Source organism: Vibrio sp. 11-4(1) (genome assembly GCF_013048625.1).
Classification (GTDB): Bacteria; Pseudomonadota; Gammaproteobacteria; order Enterobacterales; family Vibrionaceae; genus Vibrio; species Vibrio diabolicus.
Genome location: NZ_VHSY01000011.1, coordinates 36,533 through 53,621 on the forward strand (window position 1 = coordinate 36,533; position 17,089 = coordinate 53,621).

Consider the following 17,089-nt stretch of genomic DNA (forward strand, 5'->3'; position numbering starts at 1 on the left):
TCAAATGAACGGGACTCATCCAAATAATCTCCAGATGAACAAAGTAGAACTGATTCGTTTTGGTCATCACTTTAAAGCGATTAAAAAGAATTGGCTAAGCATCGCAGCTTTCACGCTTCTGTTTTCATTAACTTGTACTTGGTATATCTACTCCAAAGCATCGATATACCAAGCTACAGCAACGCTACTCATCCAAGAAGAGCAAAAAAGCGCCCTTTCAATCGAGGAAGTATATGGCGTCGACACGACAAAAAAAGAGTACTTCCAAACGCAAATCGCCATTTTAAAATCGAATCATATTGCAGATAAGGTCATTAGAGAGCTGAACCTCACTCAATTACCTGAATTCACAAGTTCAGGGGGGTTAAATAAAAAAATCGACCAAATAAAGTCGATTCCTCTTGTTCAAGACCTACTGAATGTGGCACCAAGCCCAAAAGAAACCGCTCAATTTTCAGAGTCCTATTATCAGGCACTTCAAGCTTTCAGAAGTAAACTCGATATTGAGCCAGTACGTAACACCCAATTAGTCAGAATTCGCTTTCGTTCTACCGATCCTAAGCTTGCTACAACAATCGCCAACGCGGTCGGCCAAGCCTACATTGACGCAAATTTTGAAGCCAAATTGGTCGTTACACAAAATGCGGCCACTTGGTTGACAAATAACTCACAAAAATTGGAGGAGCGATTACGTAACTCTGAGCAAGCGCTGCAAGAATTCTTGTTAAAAGAAGGGTTGATCGATATAAACGGTATTGATGAAATTTACGCAAATGAGCTAGAAGAACTCACTCGCAAGCTGAATGTCGCTGTTAATAAGCGTATTGAAGCACAGACGTTAATCCAACTGTTAAGACGTAAATCTTCACAAAGTTTAGACAGCTTGCTGTCAATTGATGAATTCGCTAATCAAGCGCAGATCCGCGACCTAAAATTATCGGAAGCCCAAGCAGCCAAAAATCTCTCTGAGCTGGCACAGCGCTACGGCCCCAAGCATGACCGAATGATTCAGGCGAAAGCGCAGCTTGCTGAAATTCAATCAAGAACCCAGCAACTCATTCGTGACATTTCCTTTAGCAAACAACAAGACCTTCTTGCTGCAAAAGCGCAAGAGGACATGCTTAGAGCAGAACTCGATAACAAAAAGGCCGATTTCCAATCGTTAGGGTCACAAAAAGCGCGTTACGAGCAGTTAAAACGCGAGGTTGAATCCAATAAGGCACTCTATGAAGCGTTCTTAAATCGTGAGAAAGAGACCAACGCCACCAGCGACTACAAGAATGTCACTGCACGCTTTACTGACAAAGCCATCATTCCTCTATTCCCGGTGGCACCACAACGAATCAAACTGGTACTGATTGCCACCTTTTTTGGCTTTGCCATTGCTTGCGCTCTGGTCATCATCTTAGAAACGATGCGAGAAGTTATCCGAAGCACAGCCGATGTGCAGGAAAAACTTGGTGTTACGTGTTTAGGTGTGATTCCTATGGTCAAAAAACGCAATTTGCGTAAAAACGGCGTCAGTTATACCGCGTATTTAGATGATGAAGAAAAGCTATTTAGTGAAGCTTGCCGCTCCGTCAGAACCTCGCTTCTGCTCAGATTAACCAACACGAAGCAAAAGATATTGCCCTTTACTTCTGCCATTCCAGAAGAAGGAAAAACATCGACCAGTATCAATATGGCGGTGTCGTTTTCAAAAATGGAAAAGGTATTGATCATCGACTGCGATTTACGCCGACCTTCCATCGCAAAACGGTTTGGTATTGCTGAATCAAGCCCAGGCTTAACGCATATCCTGACTATGGATACGCCAATCAAAGATTGTGTTACACATATAAAAGAAGCCAACTTAGATGTATTACCGGCAGGCCTAATTCCGCCAAACCCACAGGAACTGCTAGCTTCTGATCGCTTTAAAAAGTTGCTCGAACATTTTCAAAATAAGTATGACCGGATCATTATCGATACACCGCCCCTACTGTCAGTGAGTGATGCACTTATTCTTGGTCAGTATGCCAATGGTCTGATTACCGTCATTCGCTCTGAGTCGACAAAATCATCACTGGTTAACCTTGCGTTATCTAAACAAATACAACACTCAGTTCCATCTCTTGGCGTCTTAATCACACAAGCCAAGACTAAGGAAGGAGAAACGCTTTATGTCCAGAAATACGCCTACTAACTCAAACGCATCTTGGTACCAAACGTTGAAAAGCCAAGAACAACCGGTATTGATCTATCAAATGGGCAAAGTAGGTTCGAGTGCATTAGAACATTCCATTCCTAACTCGATTCACTTGCACGATCTTATGACTGTCGATGCGCAAAAACAGATATCCCCTGTCAGAGCGCAATTGCATAAACCTCAGATCAATGCGTTAAAGCGACGACTCAAGCGCATAGCGATGAGCCGTATGTTAAAGCGCAAGAAAAAAGTTCGAATTATCTCGCTGGTGCGTGAACCGATCGGACGAAATGTTTCAATGTTCTTTCAAGCACTTCCGTTTTGGATGGCGGACAAATATCTAAAAGATGACAGCGCAATACGTACCGAACGACCGCAATTACTCCAAGAGGCATTTGATAAGCACATGAATCATCAATATGCGCTGCAGTGGTTTGACAACGAGATCAAACAACTAACAGGGATTGATGTGTTTAACGAACCTTTTAATCACGAAGTAGGCTATCAGACATACCATAACAATAACTTTTCACTGTTGGTCATTCGAAGTGACAAGCTAAAGCAGGCTAACTCCGCAGTTGAAGGCTTTTTAGGTTACCCCGTGGATGTTGTTTATGAAAATCAGTCAGACAACAAATGGTACTCGCCACTAATGAAAGAATTCAAAACGCAATTTCAACCTACACCCGAGTACGTTGAAGAAATGCTGAATTCTAAATTGACGAAGCACTTTTTCTCAAATGCAGAAATCACCGACCTTAAACAGCAATATCTGACCAATTAATCATGAAAACCAAGATTCTACATATTATTAATGATCTTTCTCAGAACGGCGGTGCTCAGAAGTTCTTAGTCGACCTTGTTTTAGAACATAAGCCTGAATACGAAATCAAAATTTTGGTCTTGTGTGATGAAAATGATTACTTACCAACGCTATCCGCCCAAGGGATAGAGTGTTTTAACTGGCGCACTTTGTCATTGAGTGAGAAATACTGTTTGCTGCGTTGGCCGCATGTCGTTCACGGGCACCTCTACCCTTCCATTTATCTAGCGCTATTGGCGGTAGGTAAAAAACGAATCCAGACTGAGCACTGCTCTTACAACCGTCGACGTGACTATCCGTTGTTTAAGTTCATGGAATATGTCTTGTATTGGGGCCACGACTTGACGGTCAGTATTAGTGAAAAAGTACAAGATGAACTGGTGAAGTTCATGCCTCGCTACCAACATAAATATCACGTGGTGCACAATGGCGTTGATTTAAAAAGGTTTCCTATGATGCCGAAGTGCGCCAGCCACCTGATCGACAAACCAGTCATCAAGATTGGCATGGTGGGCCGACTTCACCAACATAAAGATCATGAAACGCTTATCCAAGCACTTGTCCATTTACCAAGACGATACGAGCTCCATCTTGCTGGAGATGGCGAAAAAAAATCGCCACTGCAAGCATTGGCAACAAAGCTCAACGTCACGCAACGTGTTCACTTTCATGGGGTAGTTTCTGATGTTCCAGCGTTTTTGAACGACATGGACATTTACGTGCAATCATCGCATGTCGAAGGCTTTGGCTTGGCGGCGGTTGAGGCCATGGCAGCAGGCTTACCCGTATTATCATCGGACGTACCCGGTTTGGATGACGTCACCGGACGTGCCGAATATTTATTTCAGGTTGGTAACTCAAATGAGCTGAGCCAGAAAGTGCTCCAGCTGTGTGAAAGTGTTGAGCGGTATGACGCAGCAAGTCAATACTCAGTCAATAGGGCCTCTCTCTACACCATCGATAAATTTCGTGAAGGTTACTATGGAATCTACCAGCAGCTTTGCACCAACAAATAGCTCCGCGCCATCGAGCCATCGAGCCTCATGGTTTGCAGCATGCCTATTAGCATTGTTCTTTATTCCTATGAAGTTTCGTGCTGGAGGAATAGCACTAGCACCATCAGACATCGTAAGTCTTTTGTCCATTGGTTTTACAGCGTTAGTGGTATTGGAAGGAAAAGCTGAAAAACTCATGCATCCCTGTATGGGGTTCCTCGTATTGTTCACTGGGTATGTGTTCTTAAATGGCCTGCTAAATCGCGTCCCCCTAATGCCGCTAGTTATAGAAACCGTGCAATGGCTGGCGATTCTCTGCTTGCTTAGCCTAATGTACGCCTATGGCGTGTTTGATGATGAATGGGTAATGGTTTATTTCACTTATCTGCTGTTTTTCATCTGTACGCTCGTTGCCTTATGGCACTTTGCTCAAGGCTATCAAAGCGGGTTTAAGTTACTCGGGGTAAGTAAATACGGGTTCGGTGTACTTTGCTCACTACTGTACCTTTATCGGGATAAAGTTCGCGCTTTCCACCTTTTGATGCTCGTTGCTTTGGTATTACTGGTGTTGTCGCAAGAAAGAAAAGCACTACTTGGTTTTTGTCTGCTTTTCTTCTTTGACCAGCTGCTCGTAAAAAACCTGATGAGAAAATCGCTTAATGAAACGTATACGTGGACCATTTTATTGGCCTTAAGCTTTATGGTGTTCACTGCCGTCGCAACTACACTCTATGTTGGGTTTGAAACGTTAGCAGACACATTGGAAATAACCCAAGAAGACGTCTTATTTGCCAACCAAAGTGAAGCTCGCTGGGTGTCGAACCTTCATAGAAAACTCTTACTTGCCAATGGGTTAGATATTTTACTTCAACACCCTATTTTAGGTGTCGGCGCGAAGATGCTGCCCAACTTTATGATCAGTTACTTTAACTATGATGAGCTGGCGATCTACACCCACAACTTTGTGTTAGATACCGCAATTGAATACGGGTTGCTCGGTATCGCCCTATTATTTGGTGGTTATTTTCTGTTTATTCGCTTTTGCTTCCGTAGTCTCAATGACAACAGGAAAAGCCTCTTACTCGCGATATACGCCCTCATCATGGTGTTCTTCGTTGCGGTAAATACCACCATCATTTTAATACTCTTATTACCCGTCATGATAAGCATGAGCCGCGAGTCAAAGGTCAACACCATTGCTCATACTTTTCCGGTAAACCATCACCATGAATTTGAATAATCAAGGATAGGATAGATGAAGTATTCAATCTCTCGACAATTTGAAAAGAACCGAGAACTCCAAGCTGACAATTTTGTTTTAGTTTACCAAATGGGCAAAGTTGGCTCATCGTCAATTGAGCACACGCTGGGAGAAAGAAATATCCCAAGCTATCACATCCACACCTTTGATGATCACGAAGAATTTCACATGTATCACAATAAAAAAGACGTGAGTAAATTTTTCGATTTCAAAAACCGTGCGCTCTACCGCTTAGTGCTCAAGCAACGAAAACGTATCTTACAAAAACGCGAACAGATCAAAATCGTCACACTGGTCCGTGATCCAATCGCAACTGTCTTTTCTCGTTTCTTTCAAGACCTCCATTTGCAATTTATCGAAGGCAAAAAGAATGATGCAATTCACCGAGATATGGCAGTCACGTATCAGCACCTCGAACATTGTTTCGATAACTATATCAATCTCAACTATTTTGCGAACTGGTTCGACAACGAGTTAAAGCGTAATTTCAATATCGATGTGATGCGCCAAGAACTGGACAACACTCAACCTTTCTTCACATTCAAGAACGAGCAAGCCAACGCCATGCTAATCAAATGCGAAAAGCTCAGCTCTCTCGATAAAGAAATTGGTGAGTTTCTCGGGCTGCAAGACTTCGTGCTGAAAAACAGCAATGAAGCGAAAAACAAGTGGTACTCCAATATCCACCAGCACTTTAAGCATCACTACGACTTTTCAAAGCTGTTCTATATGTACGATCTTCCCTTATATCGCCACGTTTATTCAGAACAAGAACGTGATGCTTTCAAGCATAAATGGATGCAGACATCAGGAACAAAATCATCATGAAAAAAGTGCTCCATATTACAGAAGCCTTCGGAGGTGGCGTTCAAACCGCCCTCTATAGTTATGCTCACTCCTCTCGAGACGAACCCTATCAACATTTCTTGCTAGCCAGAGCTCGAGAAAACGACTTAACCAATGAAAACAACCATCATATTTTCACACAGACCAAATGGGTGGAAGGCGGCTTACTTCAATTTGTTCGCGATGCAAACCACATGATTGCATCACTTGCGCCTGACGTTGTGCATTTGCACTCGAGTAAAGCGGGATTTCTCGGGCGATTTCTAAAACTTGGCAAGGCACGCTTGGTTTACACTCCGCACTGTTATGCTTTCGAACGTGAAGATATCTCCGAATTCGCGCGCCAGCTCTATAGAGCGCTAGAGAAAGTAAAACTAAGCAAAATTGATGTGGTGGCAGGCTGTAGCCAACGAGAATGTGACTTGGCGATTAGTATTGGCGCGAAACGTGCTGAACTGCTCAACAACTACGTGTCCTATCAAAGTGAAGAGCGTTTATTGCGAAACAGACAAGAAGCGCTGCGACTTGTTGTGCTTGGTCGTGTCGCGCCCCAAAAGGATCCGCAATTTCTCATCGACACATTGCAACACCTTAATCGATATGCGCTTAACCGCCCATTAGATATCACTTGGATAGGTGGCGGTGACCACACACTCGAACAAAAATTGCGTACAGAAAATGTGGATGTGACTGGCATGTTGCCTCGTGATGAAGTGGTTAAAAAGCTCAAGGCTTCAGACCTTTACTTACATACTGCAGCATGGGAAGGGATGCCGTTAACTATTCTAGAAGCAGCCAAATTACATCTTCCTATGGTGATTCGAACTATCGGCGCGACCCAAGATCTCAACTACCCATTTTTAGCGCTAACACCTGAAGAAATGGCCAAGCAGATCGCGCACTGTGTCAATCATTATGATGAAATTGATTTTTGCCAATATACAACAGCGTTAAACGACGCCTTCAGTGAAGAAAAACAGCGCCTCGCACTCAATAATATTTACGGTTAAATACCTCTATGTTTCACACTATTCAACAAAAATTACTGTTGATGCCCAGCGGTAAAAAAAGCTTGCTATCTACTGGATTGAAAACCGCAATCACGCGTGTGTTGAGTGCGCTATTTGCTTTTTTACTGACACTGATTGTATCGAAGGCCAGTGACGCTTCGACTTCCGGTCAATTTTTCTTTTTATTCAACCTAGTCTCACTACTCGCGATCGTTTCTCAGCTAGGTTTTGATGTCTCATTAGTTCGCTACAATGCGATCGCCTTTAACAACAAAGAGACACTTCAACAAAGCCACAACTATAAAACTGCACTTTATCGAAGTATGGCGTTTTGCTTGCTAGCCATTGCCGTTTTGTTGGTAGGATTTAATCTGTTTCCTGAACAGCTAAACCAGACCCAATCGCCAATGCATGCGATTACTTTAGGCTTGTTCTGCATACCGTTTTTGGTGCTTGCACAGACCAACAGTCGTGTGCTTCAAGCATGTAGAAAGGTCGTGTCATCACTGTTTGCTTTACAGCTTGGCGTGAGTATGTTGATGGTCTTTTTTGTCTTTGGCTTGGACTATATCGGTCAGCAAAATATCAACAATCTGATGACCGCACTGCTTCTGGCGAGTATGAGCGTCGCGGTAATATCCAGTGTTAATTGGCTAAGTTCAGGTCAGTATCAGACATCGGCTTTCGTACCAAACAAAAAAATGGTCGCTTCTGCCAAGCAAGTCTGGATTGGCAGTATCTTCACGAACGTTCTTCAATGGGGAAGCCTTGTCATTGCGGGCTTTTTTATCTCAACAGCGGAACTCGGTTTATTAGCCGCAGCTCAACGTACATCACTACTGATTGGCTTTGTGCTGATTACCATTAACTTTGTGGTCGCCCCTATGTTTGCCTCTCTCTACAAAGAACGCCAAATGATCAAACTGCAAAGCCTGAGCCGTTTAGCTTGCCGAGCCAACGTTGGTTTGGCCATTGTGCCCGTGATTATTTGCACTCTATTCCCAGAGTTTGTGATGCGGTTTTTTGGTGAAGAGTTTCTTGCTGCTGCGCCACTGTTAGTCGTCCTGTCTTTAGGGCAGTTAGTCAATGTTGCGACTGGCTCTGTAGGGTTTTTATTACTCATGAGCGGTCACGAAAGAACCATGAAATACATTACAATTTCCTCCGGCACAATCTCTATCTGCTTGCTCATTGCGCTTTGCCAAACGTTCGGTGTTATTGGTGCAGCATGGGCGATGGCAATTGGCATGGCAATTCAGAATCTAGCAGCGTTGTACTTTGTAAAACGTTACTTAGGCTTCTTTCCAATAGGTTAATTATGGTTTCAATACTGACACGGATGAGTTTTGTTTTCGTTCTGGTGCTTACGGCTTCACTCTCTTTATGGAAAAGCTCTGACTTACACCATGCCACTTACCTGCAAATGGAAACCTACTTAGGTGGATCGAGTACGCTTCACTTTACCTTCAGTTTATTGATCGGCTTTTTATCGGTCTTCACCTTCCCCTCTTTGGTAAGCTCAAGTAAAGCCGACGTCTTTGGCATCCGCCTTTTGCTACTGCTGTTGGCTATCGTTTCAATGGAAGAAATAAGCCAACTTTTTATTCCAAGTCGCTCATTTAGTTTTGATGATCTCAGTACCAACTGGATAGGCATTATCTCGGGTTACTTTAGTGCCAAGTTGATTCGCGTCCTGCGCACTCGCTCGTTCTCTTGAAATAAGCACCTCAAGGTTATTTGGGTATATAATTACGCCAAACAATCAGACTAACGAGTACATCATGTCATCCCACCCAACCAAGATTACCTTTTTTGAATTCTTAACCCCGTTGATCACATCAGGCAAAAAAACGATTACGATTCGAGATGAATCAGAAAGTCACTACGTTCCAAATACAGAGGTCGAAGTTTTTACGCTAGAGACGGATCGTAAAGTCTGCAACATCAAAATACGCTCTGTAGAACCACTCAACTTTGAAGATATCAATGAGTTTCATGCTGAACAAGAAGCCATCGAACTGCCAAAACTCAAGCAGTTAATTCGAGAAATCTACCCAAACACCGACACGCTATTTGTGATTGAGTACGAGCTAATCAAATAACCCACAATAAACACTAGACGACTGGTCTAATTCATTCTATAGTACGCTTCATGAACGCAAAGACGAACGACACACGCCAACATATTCTCGACGTCGGATACGAGTTAATCGTAAACCGAGGGTTTACGAGTGTTGGCCTTTCAGAGCTTTTAAAAAAGGCCGCGGTGCCGAAAGGCTCGTTTTATCATTACTTCAAATCCAAAGAACAATTTGGTGAAGCGATGATTCAAGACTACTTTACTAAGTATTTTGAGCGTTTAAACGCACGCTTTACCAATACCGATCTGAATGGCTACCAACGCCTGATGAGCTACTTTGAAGAAATGGTCAAAGTAGAAGACGACGTATGTAATGCGAACAAATGTTTGTTGGTCAAGTTAAGTGCGGAAGTCTCCGATCTCTCAGAGTCCATGCGTCTAGCGTTACGCCAAGGTGCAGACAAAACCATTCAAGCAATGGCGGATTGCATTGACGTAGGCATTCAAGATGGCTCTATCCCAAATGGTGACAGTGCTTTATTGGCAAGGCAGATATACTACCTTTGGAACGGCGCAAGCTTGCTGAACAAACTGTATCAAGATCAGGCAGCATTAACGCAAAGTCTGACCTATACTCAACATCTACTGCAAAACACGCGAACTTGCCCATAGTAGGTAGCGTAAAAGTAAGATGAACACCCTACATGTGTTTCACAGTTGGTAATAACTCCTGTGATAGCACAATACACCTTCCCGCTCTATGAGCGGGATATTTTGAAACCAAAACTAGACGACCGGTCTAATCAATAAGTGAGATAAATATGACTAACGCAACAAATCGCAGAATCGTACTCGCGTCACGTCCCCATGGTGCACCAACAAAAGAAAACTTTCGTCTAGAAGAAGTGACGAAACCGACTCCTCAAGATGGTGAGATGCTACTGAGAACCGTTTATTTATCTCTCGACCCATACATGCGCGGTCGCATGAGCGATGCCGAGTCATACGCCGATCCTGTTGCGGTTGATGACGTAATGATCGCTGGCACGGTTTGTCAGGTAGAAGCATCGAACCACCCAGATTATGAAGCGGGTGAATGGGTTCTTGCATACACTGTTGGCTGGCAAGACTACGCCATCTCAACTGGTGAGATGGTGATTAAACTTGGCAAAGAACCACAAAACCCTTCATACGCTCTAGGTGTTGCTGGCATGCCAGGCTTTACCGCGTATATGGGCTTGCTCGATATCGGTCAGCCAAAACCAGGTGAAACCATTGTGGTAGCAGCCGCGACGGGCCCTGTGGGCGCGACTGTTGGTCAAATTGGCAAAATCAAAGGTTGCCGAGTTGTTGGTATTGCAGGCGGAGAAGAAAAGTGCCGTTACGCCAAAGAAGTCCTTGGCTTCGATGAATGTATTGATCACAAAGCTGACGACTTTGCAGAGCAGTTGAAAAACGCCTGTGACCAAGGTATCGATGTTTACTTCGAAAACGTAGGTGGCAAAGTATTCGAAGCTGTAATGCCACTTCTGAATACCAGCGCACGTATCCCACTTTGTGGTTTGATTTCTCAGTACAACGCAACAGAACTGCCTGAAGGTACCGACCATCTTCCATTATTAATGGGTAAGCTGCTGACTAAACGAATCAAGGTGCAAGGCTTCATCATTTTTGATGACTACGGACATCGTTACGGTGAATTTGCGCAAGATATTAATCAATGGTTGGCAGAAGGAAAGATCCAATACCGTGAACATCTAGTACAAGGACTGGAGAATGCACCAGAAGCATTTATCGGTCTGTTGGAAGGTAAGAACTTCGGCAAGCTTGTAGTACAGATTAACGACCCATTATAAGGAAGGGATAAATAAATGATTAAACTTCACCATCTCAATCAGTCTCGCTCAAAGCGCATCATTTGGTTACTTGAAGAGCTAAATGTGGATTACGAAATCGTGCCTTATGTTCGTGACAAAGTGACCTTCATGGCACCGCCTGAGCTAAAGAGCGTTCATCCGCTCGGTAAATCGCCCCTGCTTGAAGATGATGGCGAGTTCATCATTGAATCAGGCGCGATGACCGAATATTTGATTGAGAAGTACAGTGATGGTGCGTTGGCTCCTGAGCGTGGGACGAAGGCGCACACTGAGTACCTACAATGGATGCACTTTGCTGAAAGTTCAGCAATCTTACCAATGTTGTTAAAAATCTTTATCAGCAAAGAGCCAAACGAAACTCAATTTCTATCAGGCTATGCTGACAAAGAAGCGATGAACGTTCTGGGTTATTTCGAGCAATCGCTAGAAGGCAAAACTTACCTAGTAGAAGAACGTTTAACTGGCGCAGACATCATGATGTCATTTATTGTCGAGCTCGTGCATAAGTTCGGTTTGGCTGGTCACTTCCCGAATATTGAGCGTTATGGAAAACAACTCGCAACGCATCCAGCGTTTGAAAAAGCTGAGCAAATTGAAGTGAAGTACTCCTAATCATTCCGCCCCTTTGATGTTCAATAAAGCGATATCAAAGGGGCGATTTCCGACGTTAGCCTTGTCAACAAAGCGCAATTCATGCAAATGCTTGCGTGCTCTTTTTACCCTTTTCGCCAATACGTTAATAAACCAATCATAAAAATCAGCTAAGAATTTGATTCTAAGTTACTTTTCATCATCGTTACCACCTATTGAATTGATAAGCAGTATCAGTTTTTGCTTCCAGCTTTTCCGTAATAATCTTCTCTTCAGTTGCTAAGGTATTGATCCCTGGAGGGGAAGAAAAATGACAAATAAGAAATTAACCACCGCCGCAGGCTGTCCTGTCGCCCATAATCAAAATGTGATGACTGCAGGTCCTCGTGGTCCCCAACTACTGCAAGACGTTTGGTTCCTTGAAAAACTGGCACACTTTGATCGTGAAGTGATTCCTGAGCGTCGTATGCACGCCAAAGGCTCAGGCGCTTACGGCACTTTTACTGTGACTCACGATATCACCAAATACACGCGCGCGAAGATCTTCTCGGAGATTGATAAAAAGACCGAGCTATTTGCTCGCTTCACCACCGTTGCGGGGGAGCGCGGTGCCGCAGATGCAGAGCGCGACATCCGTGGTTTTGCGCTAAAGTTTTACACCGAAGAAGGCAACTGGGACTTGGTTGGTAACAACACGCCAGTGTTCTTCCTCCGCGATCCACTAAAATTTCCAGATCTAAACCACGCAGTAAAACGCGATCCACGCACCAACATGCGCAGCTCGACAAACAACTGGGATTTTTGGACATCACTACCAGAAGCTTTCCACCAAGTAACTATCGTTATGAGTGATCGCGGTATTCCTGCGTCCTACCGTCACATGCACGGCTTCGGTAGCCACACATTCAGCTTTATCAACGCAGAAAACGAGCGTTACTGGGTGAAATTCCACTTTAAAACTCAGCAAGGCATCAAAAACCTGACTGACCAAGAAGCAGAAGCGATCGTAGGTAAAGACCGCGAAAGCCATCACCGTGACCTTTACGAAGCGATTGAGCATCAAGACTTCCCTAAATGGAAGATGTACGTACAGATCATGCCTGAGCTAAAAGCGGATGAAGTGAACTTTAACCCGTTCGATCTAACAAAAGTATGGTCACAAAAAGATTATCCATTGATCCCAGTAGGCGAGTTTGAACTGAACCGTAACCCAGAAAACTTCTATGCGGAAGTTGAGCAATCCGCGTTTAACCCGGCAGCTATCGTTCCTGGAATTGGCTTCTCACCAGACAAAATGCTGCAAGGCCGTCTGTTTGCATACGGAGACGCGCAGCGTTACCGCCTAGGTGTAAACCATCACCAAATTCCAGTTAACGCGCCTCGTTGTCCGGTACACAGCTACCACCGCGATGGCGCAATGCGCGTTGATGGCAACTTTGGTTCAACACTAGGTTACGAGCCAAACTACAAACAAGAATGGGCAGAGCAACCAGATTACTCTGAGCCACCTCTACGCATCAACGGCAATGCTGATCATTACGATCACCGTGTAGACGAAGACTACTTCAGCCAAGCGGGAGACCTATTCCGTCTGATGAGCGAAGAACAGCGTCAAACTCTATTCGACAACACCGCTCGTGCAATGGATGGTGTGCCAGACTTCATCAAAGAACGTCACGTTAACCACGCCTACCAAGCGGACGAAGCTTACGGCAAAGGCCTTGAGATTGCGCTAGGCTTAAACAAGTAAACGGACACTGCACCAGCAAATGCTGTGATAAGAAGACATAAAAAAGGAGGTGCCCCAAAGCACCTCCTCATTCAAGTTCGTTAATCACACACTCATGTTCAAGGGGAACGATTATGATCAACTTAAATTTCTTCAAGCTCTTTGATACCAAAGAACTGTTTATCTACTACTGATTCTTAGCGACGGCTTTAATCAGAACAGACGTATCCATGCGGCCTAAACCATCACGCTGAAGGTCTGCGTATTGCTCATCCACTTTTTTAGTTAGTGGTAGGTTGAGCCCAACCCGCTCTGCTTCTTGCAAACAGAAGCCTAAGTCTTTGCGCATCCAATCAATCGCGAAGCCAAAATCAAACTTATCTTGCGCCATCGTCTTGGCGCGGTTTTCCATTTGCCATGACCCTGCAGCACCGTGCTTGAGTGTTTCAACTACTTGTTCAATATCCAAACCGGATTTCTGCGCGAGTAACAACGCTTCGCTCAAGCCTTGAAGCACACCACCAATACAGATTTGGTTTACCATTTTACAACGTTGACCTTGGCCATTTTCACCCAGAAGCGTCATTTGCTTCGCATATACGTCCATCACTGGAGCAACACGATCAAAAATGTCCTGCCCGCCACCACACATGATGGTTAGTACGCCATTTTCTGCGCCGGCTTGACCACCAGATACCGGAGCATCAATAAAGTGGTTACCATATTTGGTACAAGCGTCGGCCAACTCAACGGCTAAATCAGCGGAAGTCGTGGTGTGATCAACCAGTACCGCGCCTGCTTTTAGACCGACTAGAATGCCTTCTTCACCGTATACAACGCTACGCACGTCATCGTCATTACCGACACAAGTAAATACGATATCGCAACCTTCTGCCGCTTCTCGCGGTGTCTCACACGCAATGCCGTTGTATTCTGCAGCCCATTTATCAGCTTTGGCTTTGGTGCGGTTGTATACTTTGGTTTCATACCCCGCTTTGCTCAAATAGCCCGCCATTGGGTAACCCATAACACCCAAACCAATAAATGCTACTCGTTGTTTTTCCATTGCACGCTTCCCTTAGTTCACCTGACTGAAATGTTTTGTAACATGCTACTAAAGAATTGAAAACATTACTCGTAATTTATCCTTCACTCGCGGCACAAATAAAAGCGAACCGCGATGTTGGAGTAAATACCAAAAGCATTCATCAGGGTCATCGAGGAGACATTTCTCAGAAGTTAAATGTTAAGACACTCTACGAGCTTGCAACAAAGCCGTGGCGTTCAACATGGCATCCTTGGTACTGACATCCAAGACTTGGATTTTTCGAAAGCGTTCCGGTTCTTTAATCGCCACATCATGAGCAAAGATCACAAACTTCGCTTTCTCGATGTCTTTCTCGGTAATTCGGTTGATGACGCCATTCGCCCCTTGGGTTTCGACTTTAATCTTAATGCCGAGTGCACAAGCCGCTTTTTCCAATGACTTCGCCGCTAAGAACGTATGTGCCACACCTGATGGACAAGATGTAACCGCCAAAACATCCGCCTCACCTTCGCCTTGAACGGAACCATATACCTGAGAATGACCTGTGTAACTCTCATCTTCGGTGACGGTTTTCTTTAGTGCAATCACGATCAATGCCGTGGTAACTGAGCCCGCAATCGTGCCGATGATATAACCAATTTTTCCATCCACAACAGGGAGAACAATCCAACCGCCCCATGGAGCATGGTTCATTACGTGGAACATAAAGCCGATCACGTTACCGACGATGCCACCCGCCACAATAGCTGGTAGCACGCGAGCAGGGTCACCAGCGGCAAAAGGAATCGCACCTTCGCTAATACCGATCATCCCCATAATACCTGCGGCTTTCCCCGCTTCGCGTTCATCTCGCTTGAATTTACTCGGCGCCAAAAACGTTGCTAGTGCCATCCCCAATGGCGGCGTACAAATCGCAATACCGACCCCGCCCATCAACCATGGTTGCGTGTTCACTTGGGTTTGAGCAAACAACGTCGCCACTTTGTTAATTGGGCCGCCCATATCAAACGCGGTCATTGCCCCAAGCACAGTTCCGAGCATTACTTTGCCTGAGCCCGCCATGCCCGTCAGCACTTCGTTCATGGTGGTCATTGCGCTGGCAATCGGAGCACCTATCACCCACATCACCGCGCCACAAGTAACAAACGTCCCCACTAGCGGATAAATAAAAATCGAGCCAAGCGAACTCATGCTGTCTGGTAGCTGAATTTTCTTTAATAGCCAAACGACAAAGCCAGCAAAAAAGCCGACCACAATCGCACCTAAAAAACCCGTATTGTAATGACTGACAGCAATCCAAGATCCAATCATACCCGGCGCAAGGCCCGGCTTGTCGGCAATGGAATAAGCAATGTAACCGCCAAGCACGGCAGTAAACAATGTCAGGCCAGCAATCCCCATTTGGGCAATGTCGGCCAGAATGCCCTCTTGTGGCACACCACCGTGACCAGAGATCATCACCGACAACGACAACAACACACCGCCCGCAACGATAAACGGGATCATGTGGGATGTGCCAAACAGCAGGTGCTCTTTAATGCGGCCAAGTTTTTGCGCCCAAGGGCTCAGGGGTTCTGATGCAAATTCTAAAGAAGTTGGGAGAAATTCATTGGATTGGGTTTGAATATCAGTCAACATCTCAAGCGCTTCTTCTCGCGATTGAGCCTGTTTGAGCTTTTCAACAAAGCCGTCTTCGATAATTTTGGTGGAAATTTGTGCCAATACTTCAATGTGATGATGATCATCACCATCTGGGGACGCCAGCATGAAAAACACATCGGACAGCTCGCCATCTTCGGCGCCATAATCAATCCCATTACGGCTGATCCCGACCGCAACAGCCGGTTTTGCTACAGCATCACTTTTGGCATGAGGGATAGCAATACCATCATCAAATCCTGTGTTACCGATCTCTTCTCGTTTCCAGATATCTGCCAAGAACTGGCTTTGACTATTGAGCTTGCCGGCGGCCTCTAGCATCTCGACCAGCTCTTTGAGCGCTTCATCTTTGGTTTGAGCTTTTAGATCTAAACATATCGTTTCCAGCTCAATTAGGTTTGTGATGTCCATTGTTTTACCTTCCAATATTCACGCTCGAATATATACCCAAGTGAGTTTGAGATACAGGATCCCCTGGCTCGTATGTGTTCCTACTCATTTTATTTGGGCATAGATTAACCAGTGCCTACCCTTTGATATATAGGACTAAAAGTGCATTAACTGGATTAATGTAACATGAGATTAAAACTGTGATAGAGCTCTTGCGTTAATCCAGCTCAAATCAATTCAATCTGCGGTGGCTGTGCTAATATCCACAAAAAATAAAATGGATAGAACATGAAAATCGTAGCGGTGACAGCATGCCCTACAGGCATCGCTCATACTTATATGGCAGCAGATGCACTAATGAAAGCTGCGCCAAAACATAACGTGCAAATTAAAGTAGAAACGCAAGGTGCGATGGGGATAGAAAATCAGCTCACTCCTCACGATATCGCTCAAGCGGATCGGGTTTTGATCGTGTCGGATATTGAGATAGAACAACTAGGCCGATTCGAAGGGACGCGCAAAATTCAAATCCCCATTGAAGAGGTTTTGCTGAACGTCGACAAAGTATTCCTCGTCCACTGCCGCGACTAAA

Annotated in this window: 16 protein-coding genes; 14 read left to right on the top strand and 2 right to left on the bottom strand. The window is 44.7% G+C overall.

Annotated features, from left to right (window positions below):
- Positions 1-4 precede the first annotated feature (4 nt).
- From FKN16_RS19885 to FKN16_RS19945, 13 genes are all read left to right on the top strand, one after another.
- A complete protein-coding gene (locus FKN16_RS19885) occupies positions 5-2,185 on the top strand; it encodes a polysaccharide biosynthesis tyrosine autokinase (protein ID WP_170903412.1) in 2,181 nt (726 codons plus the stop codon).
- On the top strand, positions 2,163-2,972 hold the full coding sequence (locus FKN16_RS19890; protein WP_006742215.1) for a putative capsular polysaccharide synthesis family protein: 810 nt from the start codon (positions 2,163-2,165) through the stop codon (positions 2,970-2,972). Before FKN16_RS19885 ends, FKN16_RS19890 begins: the two co-directional genes overlap by 23 nt.
- Positions 2,973-2,974: 2 nt before the next feature.
- Positions 2,975-4,027 (top strand): glycosyltransferase, encoded by a 1,053-nt coding sequence (locus FKN16_RS19895; protein ID WP_006742216.1) that lies wholly within the window; start codon positions 2,975-2,977, stop codon positions 4,025-4,027.
- Positions 3,993-5,246, top strand: a complete 1,254-nt coding sequence (locus tag FKN16_RS19900; protein ID WP_170903413.1) for an O-antigen ligase family protein — start codon at positions 3,993-3,995, stop codon at positions 5,244-5,246. The genes FKN16_RS19895 and FKN16_RS19900 overlap by 35 nt, the downstream gene beginning before the upstream one ends.
- Before the next feature lie 15 nt (positions 5,247-5,261).
- A complete protein-coding gene (locus FKN16_RS19905) occupies positions 5,262-6,095 on the top strand; it encodes a putative capsular polysaccharide synthesis family protein (RefSeq protein ID WP_170903414.1) in 834 nt (277 codons plus the stop codon).
- The gene (locus tag FKN16_RS19910) at positions 6,092-7,123 is read left to right on the top strand and encodes a glycosyltransferase family 4 protein (RefSeq protein WP_170903415.1); all 1,032 of its coding nucleotides are present in this window, start codon (positions 6,092-6,094) and stop codon (positions 7,121-7,123) included. Before FKN16_RS19905 ends, FKN16_RS19910 begins: the two co-directional genes overlap by 4 nt.
- Positions 7,124-7,131: 8 nt before the next feature.
- Positions 7,132-8,439 carry an oligosaccharide flippase family protein gene (locus tag FKN16_RS19915; RefSeq protein WP_104970211.1) on the top strand — a complete coding sequence of 436 codons (1,308 nt, stop codon included), beginning with the start codon at positions 7,132-7,134 and terminating at the stop codon, positions 8,437-8,439.
- 2 nt (positions 8,440-8,441) lie between these two features.
- The gene (locus FKN16_RS19920; protein WP_074189855.1) at positions 8,442-8,840 is read left to right on the top strand and encodes a VanZ family protein; all 399 of its coding nucleotides are present in this window, start codon (positions 8,442-8,444) and stop codon (positions 8,838-8,840) included.
- 64 nt (positions 8,841-8,904) lie between these two features.
- Positions 8,905-9,225, top strand: a complete 321-nt coding sequence (gene yqfB, locus FKN16_RS19925; protein ID WP_005392475.1) for a N(4)-acetylcytidine aminohydrolase — start codon at positions 8,905-8,907, stop codon at positions 9,223-9,225.
- A gap of 50 nt (positions 9,226-9,275) precedes the next feature.
- Complete coding sequence (locus tag FKN16_RS19930) at positions 9,276-9,875, top strand: TetR/AcrR family transcriptional regulator (protein WP_006742221.1); 600 nt, start codon at positions 9,276-9,278, stop codon at positions 9,873-9,875.
- A 149-nt stretch (positions 9,876-10,024) separates the two neighbouring features.
- On the top strand, positions 10,025-11,059 hold the full coding sequence (locus FKN16_RS19935) for an NADP-dependent oxidoreductase (protein ID WP_170903416.1): 1,035 nt from the start codon (positions 10,025-10,027) through the stop codon (positions 11,057-11,059).
- Positions 11,060-11,074: 15 nt separating this feature from the next.
- Positions 11,075-11,692: a glutathione S-transferase gene (locus tag FKN16_RS19940; RefSeq protein ID WP_006742223.1), complete on the top strand. Its 618-nt coding sequence runs from the start codon at positions 11,075-11,077 to the stop codon at positions 11,690-11,692.
- A gap of 289 nt (positions 11,693-11,981) precedes the next feature.
- The gene (locus FKN16_RS19945) at positions 11,982-13,421 is read left to right on the top strand and encodes a catalase (protein ID WP_170903417.1); all 1,440 of its coding nucleotides are present in this window, start codon (positions 11,982-11,984) and stop codon (positions 13,419-13,421) included.
- A gap of 166 nt (positions 13,422-13,587) precedes the next feature.
- Here FKN16_RS19945 and FKN16_RS19950 read toward each other — a convergent pair whose 3' ends face one another.
- Together FKN16_RS19950 and FKN16_RS19955 are read right to left on the bottom strand one after the other, a co-directional pair.
- The gene (locus FKN16_RS19950; RefSeq protein ID WP_170903418.1) at positions 13,588-14,466 is read right to left on the bottom strand and encodes an NAD(P)-dependent oxidoreductase; all 879 of its coding nucleotides are present in this window, start codon (positions 14,464-14,466) and stop codon (positions 13,588-13,590) included.
- Positions 14,467-14,646: 180 nt separating this feature from the next.
- Positions 14,647-16,518, bottom strand: coding sequence for a fructose-specific PTS transporter subunit EIIC (locus FKN16_RS19955; protein WP_170903419.1), 1,872 nt, complete (start codon positions 16,516-16,518; stop codon positions 14,647-14,649).
- A 267-nt stretch (positions 16,519-16,785) separates the two neighbouring features.
- Here FKN16_RS19955 and FKN16_RS19960 point away from each other — a divergent pair, with 267 nt between their 5' ends.
- Complete coding sequence (locus FKN16_RS19960; RefSeq protein WP_104970216.1) at positions 16,786-17,088, top strand: PTS fructose transporter subunit IIB; 303 nt, start codon at positions 16,786-16,788, stop codon at positions 17,086-17,088.
- Position 17,089: the final 1 nt, after the last annotated feature.